General features: G+C 70.8%; 7 protein-coding genes. All 7 read right to left on the minus strand.

Translation table 11 applies throughout. The features are described 5' to 3' along the window. Positions 1 to 103 precede the first annotated feature (103 nt). Positions 104 to 3,211 (minus strand): isoleucine--tRNA ligase, encoded by a 3,108-nt coding sequence (ileS, locus tag ACFP3R_RS24400; protein ID WP_380638718.1) that lies wholly within the window; start codon positions 3,209 to 3,211, stop codon positions 104 to 106. Between the two features lie 290 nt (positions 3,212 to 3,501). Continuing rightward, a complete protein-coding gene (locus tag ACFP3R_RS24405; RefSeq protein WP_380638719.1) occupies positions 3,502 to 4,173 on the minus strand; it encodes a hypothetical protein in 672 nt (223 codons plus the stop codon). A 49-nt stretch (positions 4,174 to 4,222) separates the two neighbouring features. Beyond that, the gene (gene wag31, locus ACFP3R_RS24410) at positions 4,223 to 5,041 is read right to left on the minus strand and encodes a DivIVA-like cell division protein Wag31 (protein ID WP_380638720.1); all 819 of its coding nucleotides are present in this window, start codon (positions 5,039 to 5,041) and stop codon (positions 4,223 to 4,225) included. 45 nt (positions 5,042 to 5,086) lie between these two features. Continuing rightward, complete coding sequence (locus ACFP3R_RS24415) at positions 5,087 to 5,371, minus strand: YggT family protein (RefSeq protein ID WP_380638721.1); 285 nt, start codon at positions 5,369 to 5,371, stop codon at positions 5,087 to 5,089. 20 nt (positions 5,372 to 5,391) lie between these two features. Then, entirely contained in the window at positions 5,392 to 6,012 is a 621-nt protein-coding gene (locus ACFP3R_RS24420; protein ID WP_380638722.1) for a cell division protein SepF, read from the minus strand. Between the two features lie 72 nt (positions 6,013 to 6,084). Further along, positions 6,085 to 6,822 carry a YggS family pyridoxal phosphate-dependent enzyme gene (locus ACFP3R_RS24425; RefSeq protein WP_380638723.1) on the minus strand — a complete coding sequence of 246 codons (738 nt, stop codon included), beginning with the start codon at positions 6,820 to 6,822 and terminating at the stop codon, positions 6,085 to 6,087. Then, entirely contained in the window at positions 6,819 to 7,523 is a 705-nt protein-coding gene (gene pgeF / locus ACFP3R_RS24430) for a peptidoglycan editing factor PgeF (protein WP_380638724.1), read from the minus strand. The genes ACFP3R_RS24425 and pgeF overlap by 4 nt, the downstream gene beginning before the upstream one ends. Positions 7,524 to 7,826 lie beyond the last annotated feature (303 nt).

Below are 7,826 nucleotides of genomic sequence, written 5' to 3' on the forward strand. Positions count from 1 at the left end.
GCGGGACGCTTTACCCCGCCGTGCCTGCCGGCTGCGGCCTGCCTCCGGTACTCGTAAGGGCCCCATGTCACATCGAGCCGGACCCACCCAAGGCCAACCAAGCTCAGACCCGCGACACCGCGACCCGAACCTTCCGCCCCTCCCCTACGACCCCCTCAACACCCTCGACACCAGCCGAATACCCCACCGACTCGGCCAACGTCTCCGACCTCACGAACGCCTCGAACCCCCGCACCGCCGCCTCCACGTCGGCAGGCAACCCCAGCACCAGCGAGATCCGGTCCGACACGTCCAACCCGGCGTCCTTGCGGGCCTGCTGCACCAACCGCACCAGGTCGCGCACCACCCCCTCGGCCGCCAGCTCCTCGGTCACCGCGGTGTCCAGCACCACCAACCCGGAGTTCCCGGGCAGCGCCGCCGTCGCCCCGGCCTCCCGGGCCACCAACCGCTGCTCGTACTCCTCCGGCAGCAGCTCGACCCCGGCCGCCACCACGCGCCCGTCGACCTCGGCCCAGTCCCCGGCCTTCACCGCCTTGATCACCTTCTGCACCGCGGGCCCCAACCGGGGCCCGGCGGCCCGCGCGTTCACCGCCAGCTGGAAGTGCCCGTAGGCGTCCACGTCCGCCGTCAACGACACCGACTTCACGTTGACCTCGTCGCGCAGCACCTCCACGAACGGCTCCAGCACGCCCGCGTCCGCCGAAGCGATGACCAGCTCGGCCAGCGGCAACCGCACCCGCAGCTTGTTGGCCTTGCGCAGCGACAACGCGGTCGACGCCACCTGCCGCACCTTGTCCATCGCGGTGACCAGGGCCTCGTCGCCGGGCAGGTCGGCGGCCACCGGCCAGTCGGTCAGGTGCACCGACCGCCCACCGGTCAGCCCGCGCCACACCGCCTCCGCCGTCAGCGGCAGCAGCGGCGCCGCCACCCGGCAGACCACCTCCAGCACCGTGTGCAGCGTGTCGACCGCGTCCCGGTCGCCGGCCCAGAACCGGTCCCGCGACCGCCGCACGTACCAGTTGGTCAGCACCTCCAGGAACTCGCGGATCGACGCGCACGCGCCGGAGATGTCGTACGCGTCCAGCTGCGCGCCCACGCCCGCCACCAGGTCGTGCGTCTTCGCCAGCACGTACCGGTCCAGCACGTGCGGCGAGTCCGTCCGCCACGTCCCCTCGACGTCACCGGCGTTCGCGTACAGCGCCAGGAAGTACCAGGAGTTCCACAGCGGCAGCACGGCCTGCCGGACCGCGTCCCGGATGCCCCGCTCGGTGACCACCAGGTCACCGCCCCGCAGGATGGGCGAGGCCATGAGGAACCACCGCATGGCGTCGGACCCGTCCCGCCGGAACACCTCGTTCACGTCCGGGTAGTTCCGGCGCGACTTGGACATCTTCTGCCCGTCGTCGCCCAGCACGATCCCGTGCGCCACGCAGTTCCGGAACGCCGGCCGGTCGAACAGCGCCGTGGCCAGCACGTGCATGGTGTAGAACCACCCGCGCGTCTGCCCGTTGTACTCGACGATGAAGTCACCCGGGTAGTGGTCCTCGAACCACTCGCGGTTCTCGAACGGGTAGTGCACCTGGGCGAACGACATCGACCCGGACTCGAACCAGCAGTCCAGCACCTCGGGCACCCGCCGCATCACCGACCGACCCGACGGGTCGTCCGGGTTCGGCCTGGTCAACGCGTCGATGCCCGGCCGGTGCAGGTCGGCCGGCCGCACGCCGAAGTCGCGCTCCAGCTCGTCCAGCGAGCCGTACACGTCCACCCTCGGGTACGCCGGGTCGTCCGACACCCACACCGGGATCGGCGAGCCCCAGAACCGGTTGCGCGAGATGTTCCAGTCGCGGGCGTTCTCCAGCCACTTGCCGAACTGGCCGTCACGGATGTGCTCGGGCACCCAGTTGATCTGCTGGTTCAGCTCGACCATGCGGTCCTTGAACCGCGACACCGCGACGAACCACGACGACACCGCGCGCTGGATCAGCGCGTTGTCGCACCGCCAGCAGTGCGGGTACGGGTGGTCGTAGGTCTCGTGGCGCAGCAGCAGGCCGGCCTCGCGCAGGTCCCGGATGATCGGCTTGTTCGCCTCGAAGACCTGGAGGCCCTCGTACGGCGGCACGTCGGAGGTGAACCGGCCGTGCGCGTCGACCGGCACCACGACCTCGATGCCCGCCGCGTCGGTGACCGCCTTGTCCTCCTCGCCGAAGGCCGGGGCGATGTGGACGATGCCCGTGCCGTCCTCGGTGGTGACGTAGTCGGCCGCGAGCACCTGGTGGGCGTTCTCGCGCCCGGCGAAGAAGTCGAACGGCGGCCGGTACCGGCGCCCGACCAGGTCGGCGCCCTTCAGCCGGGCCACCACCGGCGGCTCCTCGCCCAGCTCACGCGCGTACGCGGGCACCCGGGCCTCGGCCAGCAGGTACCGCTCGCCACCGACCTCGACCACCACGTAGTCCACGTCCGGGTGCACGGCGGCCGCGAGGTTGGACGGCAGCGTCCACGGGGTCGTCGTCCACACCAGGGCCAGCTCGCCGGTCTCCAGGCGCAGGCCCACCGTCACCGCCGGGTCCTGCCGGGTCCGGTAGGTGTCGTCCATCTTGGTCTCGGTGTTGGACAGCGGCGTCTCGCAGCGCCAGCAGTACCAGAGCACCCGGAAGCCCTCGTAGACCAGGCCCTTGTCCCACAGGGTCTTGAAGGCCCACATGACGCTTTCCATGTAGTCCAGGTCGAGCGTCTTGTAGTCGTCGTCGAAGTCCACCCAGCGGGCCTGCCGGGTCACGTAGTCGCGCCACTGGTCGGTGTAGCGGAGCACCGAGGTGCGGCAGGCGTCGTTGAACTTCTCGATGCCGAACGCCTCGATCTCGCTCTTGGACGAGAACCCGAGCTGCTTCTCGGCCTCCACCTCGGCGGGCAGGCCGTGGGTGTCCCACCCGAACCGGCGCTCGACGTGCTCGCCGCGCATGGTGCGGTAGCGCGGGACGACGTCCTTGACGTACCCGGTCAGCAGGTGGCCGTAGTGCGGCAGGCCGTTGGCGAACGGCGGGCCGTCGTAGAAGACGAACTCGTTGGACCCGCTGTCACCCGCCGGGCGGGCGTCGATCGACGCCTGGAACGTCCCGTCGGACTTCCAGAAGTCGAGCACGCCCTCTTCCAGGACGGGGAAGGACGGCTGGGAGGGAACGGACCCCTCGCCTGCCTTCGGGTAGGCCATCGTGCCACTCCTCGCTCGCGTACAACCGGCTCACGAGGACGACACGCCGCTGCGGGCGCACCGCGGTACCACCTCGCTTGCCAGGGCGCGAAGGCACTGGCCTCTCGTTCGGCGGCTGTGACGGGCCGCACCCGTCCGGTTCTACTGGGACTCGCGCCCGTTCTTCCGGAGGCTCACCGGTGATGGCCGGGTCAACGCCGTGCTACCACCAAGGGTAACCGACCGCGCCACCCGGTTGTTCCCCGAGGCAGGCAGCCGACCTCCCGGCTACGGCTCCCGCGCAGCCCGCGTTACGGCTCCTCCCGCGCACCCCGCGCACGAGCCGCCAGCGAGGCGTCCGGCGCGCACACCGCGCAAGGCGTGAACCCCAGCCGGCGGGCCTCGTCGATCGGCAGCGCCAGCGAGTCCCGTGCCCCGAGCCACGGGCAGTCGACCAGGTGGTAGCGGGGCCGCTCGTCGAGCACCCGGACCTCGTCGGTCAGGTCGGCCACGACGAGCGAGTCCGCCGCGTCCGCGTCCTCTTCACCGGGCTCGACGTCATCGGGCTCGACGTCATCAGACCGGACGCCGGACTCGACCTCACCGGGCCCAACACCGCCAGGCTCGACCTCACCCGGCTCGACACCCCCGAGCACAGCAGCGCCGCCACCGACCGCACCCCCACCGTCCCGACCCCCGAAGTCGGTCCGATCAGCCGCGGCCGGGGCGGCGCCACCGGCACTCTCGAAATCACCACCGCGGTCCCGCCCGCCGACCGGCACCACCGGAGGACCCGCGGGACCGACCGACGCGCCCCCGACACCCGACCGGCGACGACGACGCCACCAGTCGAGCACCAGGACCACCGCGGCGGCCCCGCTGGCGCCCACCGACAACCAGGCCCAGTGGCTCTGGGTGCTGGTCAGCGCGGGCACGAGCAGACCCAGCGCGACCAGCACCAGCAGCAGGACTACGTACAGCACGTGCAGCAGACTAGATCAGCGCCGCACGCCGGCACCGCACGCCGGCCGATCAGCCGGCCTCGGCACGGGCCCCGAACGTGTACCCGCCCTGCTGACGACCGTCGGACGGTGCGGCCGGGCCGCGGTCCTGGAGGTCGCGCAGCGAGGATTCGAGCATCGTCTTGAGCCTGGTGCGGTACTCGCGCTCGAACGTCTGGAGCTTGTCGATCTGCTTCTCCAGCGTGTTCTTCTCCTGGGTGATGTTCCCCATCACCTCGGCGTGCTTGCGCTGCGCGTCGCGGTCGAGCGCGCTGGCCTTCTCCCTGGCCTGCCGCTCCAGCGTCTCGGAACGGGTTCGCGCGTCGTTCAGCATGGTCTCGGCACGCGTGCGCGCCTCGTTGACCATGGTGTCCGCCTTGGAGCGGGCCTCGGAGAGCAGCTGCTCGGACTTGGTCCGGGCCTCCGACAGCATCCCGTCGGCCTCGGCCTTGGCCTCCCCGGTGAGCCGGTCCGCCATCTCCTGGGCGAGGCCCAGGACCTTGGCGGCCTGCACGTGGTGGTCACCGCCACCACCGGGCGAGGTCTGCTCCAGCGCCGAGGGGGGCGGCACGGGGGCGAGCCTGCGGGGCTCGTCGACGACCCGACTGGGACCACCGACACCCGCGGCGATCTTCGCCCGCGCGTCCTCCAGGTCGGCACGCGCCGTCTCGACCTGCTGGTCGAGCTGCTCGACCTGCTGGCGCAGGTCGTTGTTCTCCTCGATCAGGCGGGCGAGCTCGCCCTCAACCAGGTCGAGGAACGCGTCCACCTCGTCCTCGTTGTAGCCCCGCTTGCCAATCGGCGGCTTGCTGAACGCGACGTTGTGCACGTCCGCGGGGGTCAACGGCATCAGATCACCTCACGCACTCCTGGGCTGTGGACATCCCTGGTCCCCTCACCTGGGATCGGCTACTCGCATCAGAATGATAACGACCAGCAACAGCACAATAATGGACAAGTCCAGACCAACGCCGCCGATCCGCACGGTCGGGATGAGCCGACGCAGCAGGCGGACCGGGGGATCGGTCACCGTGTAGACGGTCTCCAGGGCCACGGCGACCCCGCCCGCAGGCCGCCAGCCCCTGGCGAAACTTCGGACGAGTTCCACGACGACACGCGCCGTGAGCAGCACCCAGAACGAGAACAACACGTAGTAGACCACGAGCCAGAGGGCATCCACAGCGTCAACTGTGCCACCCCTCAGTCGCGGTTGAGGAACCCGCCCTCCGCGAGTCGCCTCCGGTCCTCCGCCGTCACATCGATGTTCGGAGGTGAGAGGAGGAACACCTTGTTGGTGACCTTGTCGATCGACCCGCGCAGGGCGAACGCGAGCCCCGCCGCGAAGTCCACCAGCCGCTTGGCGTCCGCGTCGTCCATGTCGGTGAGGTTCATGATCACCGGCGTGCCGTCGCGGTAGTGCTCGCCGATGGTCCGCGCCTCGTTGTAGTTGCGCGGGTGCAGCGTGGTGATGCGACCCAGCTGGTGGGGCGCGGGTTCGGGAGGGGTCGGGCGCACCCTGCTCACGGGTTCGCGCTGGGGCTCGATGGCCAGCGCACCCTGGGTCTCCGGCGTCCACGGTCGACGTGGTCGGGCACCTCGATCGGGCTCGTAGTCGTCCGCCTCCTCCAGTTCGGGCCGGTAGCCGTTGAACGAGCGACGGCGGTTGTTGCGCTGCTCCGGGTAGGGCTCGTAGTCGTCGGCCTCGGCGTAGTCGGACCGGTAGTCCGAGTAGCGGCGGTCACCGTCGTAGGCGTCGGGGTCGTCGGCGTACTCGGCGGGAACCATCCCGAAGTAGGCCTTCAGCTTGTGAAACCCGCTCATGGTTCGAGCCCTTCCTCCGCCGATGATCCCTACCCGCAAGGACGTCGCGGTCGTCCCGGAGGTTCCGGACAGTTACGGCGAGGCTAGTCTCCGGCTGCCCAGCAACGCTGTTCCGACACGCACGCACGTCGAGCCGTGTGCGATGGCATCTTCCAGGTCACCACTCATCCCCGCCGAGATCACGGTGGCATCGGGATGATCGTCCCGCAAGCGGGTTACCGCTTCGTACAGAGCAGCAAACGCCTGCTGTGGAGACATGGAGAGGGGTGCGACGGTCATCACACCCCGCAGAATAAGTTCACCCGAACGTGCTACGTGATCGGCCAGTCGCGGTAGGTCACCGATCGGGTGGCCGCCCCGCGCCGCGTCCCCGTCGATGCTGACCTGGAGCAGCACCTCCACCGGCTCGGTCGCGGCCTTGGCGAGGGCGTCGGCGAGGCGCGTCGAGTCGACCGTGTCGATCCGGTCGGCCCAGCCCAGCACCGACCGCGCCTTGTTCCGCTGGAGCGAGCCGACCATGCGCCAGCGGACCCGCGCGCCCGGCCGCAGCCCGGCGAACTCGCGGGTCTTCCGACCGGCTTCCTGGTCGCGGTTCTCGGCGAACTCCGCCAGCCCGAGGTCGTGCAGGATCGCCACGTCCTCGGCCGGGAACGTCTTGGTCACCGCGAGCAGGCCGACCTCGTCGGCGTCCCGGCCGACGGCCGCGCACGCCTTCGCGATCCGCGCCCGCACCTCGGCCAGCGACAGCGCCAACTCCTCGCGCCGCTCCAAGCGCTCCCCCTCCGCTCCCCCGCGGGGTTGCCCGCTCACCCGTCCACCCAAACCACCCCGGCGAGCCGGCCCGTGCCCGGCTCCCTCCGGTGGCTGAACAGCGACCTCTCCTCCACCGTGCAGCGCGGGTCGAGGCCGATCCGGCCGACCCCCGCGTCGGCCAGCTGCTGCCACAGCCCGGCCCGCAGGTCCAGCGCCGGCCTGCCGGCCCGCGTCTTGCTCGCGCTGCCCGGCAGGTGCCTGTCCACATCGGCCCGCATGTCGGCCGGCACCTCGTAGCACTGCCCGCAGACCGCCGGCCCCAGCAGCACCTCGACCCGCCCCGGCTCCGCGCCCAGCTCGACCATCCGCGCCAGCGCCGCCGGCACCACGCCGACCCGGGCCCCCACCCGCCCGGCGTGCACCGCGGCCACGACGCCCGCCTCGGGATCGCCCATCAGCACCGGCACGCAGTCGGCGGTCAGCACGACCAGCGCCAACCCGGGCCGCGCGGTGACCACGGCGTCGGTGGCCTCCAGCGGTCCGTCCACGGGCCCGTCGACCACCCCGACGGTCCGCCCGTGCACCTGCTCCATCCACACCAGCCGCTCGGGCGCCAACCCGATCCCCACGGCCAGCCGCTCCCGGTTGGCGGCCACCGCCACCGGGTCGTCCCCCACGTGATCACCCAGGTTGAACGACTCATACGGCGGCTTCGACACGCCGCCCTCACGCGTGGTCACAACACGACGGATCCGCACCCCACCAGCTTCCCAGACCCACCCACCCCCACCCCCACCCGTCCCGAACGCAGAACTCGGGGGTCGCGAACGTACGACACGGTCGTCCTGAACGTACGACTCGCGCGTCACGAACGTACGACTCGCGCGAGTCGTACGTTCAGACCTCGCGAGTCGTACGTTCAGACCGCGCGAGTCGTACGTTCAGGTCGGGTGAGTTCAGCGTTCAGGTTGGGTGAGTCGAACGTTCGGGAACACCGTGTCGAACGTTCGGGAGGGGTGAGTTCTGCACTCGAAAGTCGGAGGCCAAGCGGTCTTAGGAAG

The organism is Saccharothrix lopnurensis (assembly GCF_042658445.1).
GTDB classification, from domain to species: domain Bacteria; phylum Actinomycetota; class Actinomycetes; order Mycobacteriales; family Pseudonocardiaceae; genus Actinosynnema; species Actinosynnema lopnurensis.

What these genes read in the sequence shown, in the direction of transcription:
- wag31 (WP_380638720.1), bottom strand. Translation starts at nt 5,041, where the DNA reads ATGCCGTTGACCCCCGCGGACGTGCACAACGTCGCGTTCAGCAAGCCG.
- ACFP3R_RS24420 (WP_380638722.1), bottom strand. Translation starts at nt 6,012, where the DNA reads ATGAGCGGGTTTCACAAGCTGAAGGCCTACTTCGGGATGGTTCCCGCC.
- ileS (WP_380638718.1), bottom strand. Translation starts at nt 3,211, where the DNA reads ATGGCCTACCCGAAGGCAGGCGAGGGGTCCGTTCCCTCCCAGCCGTCC.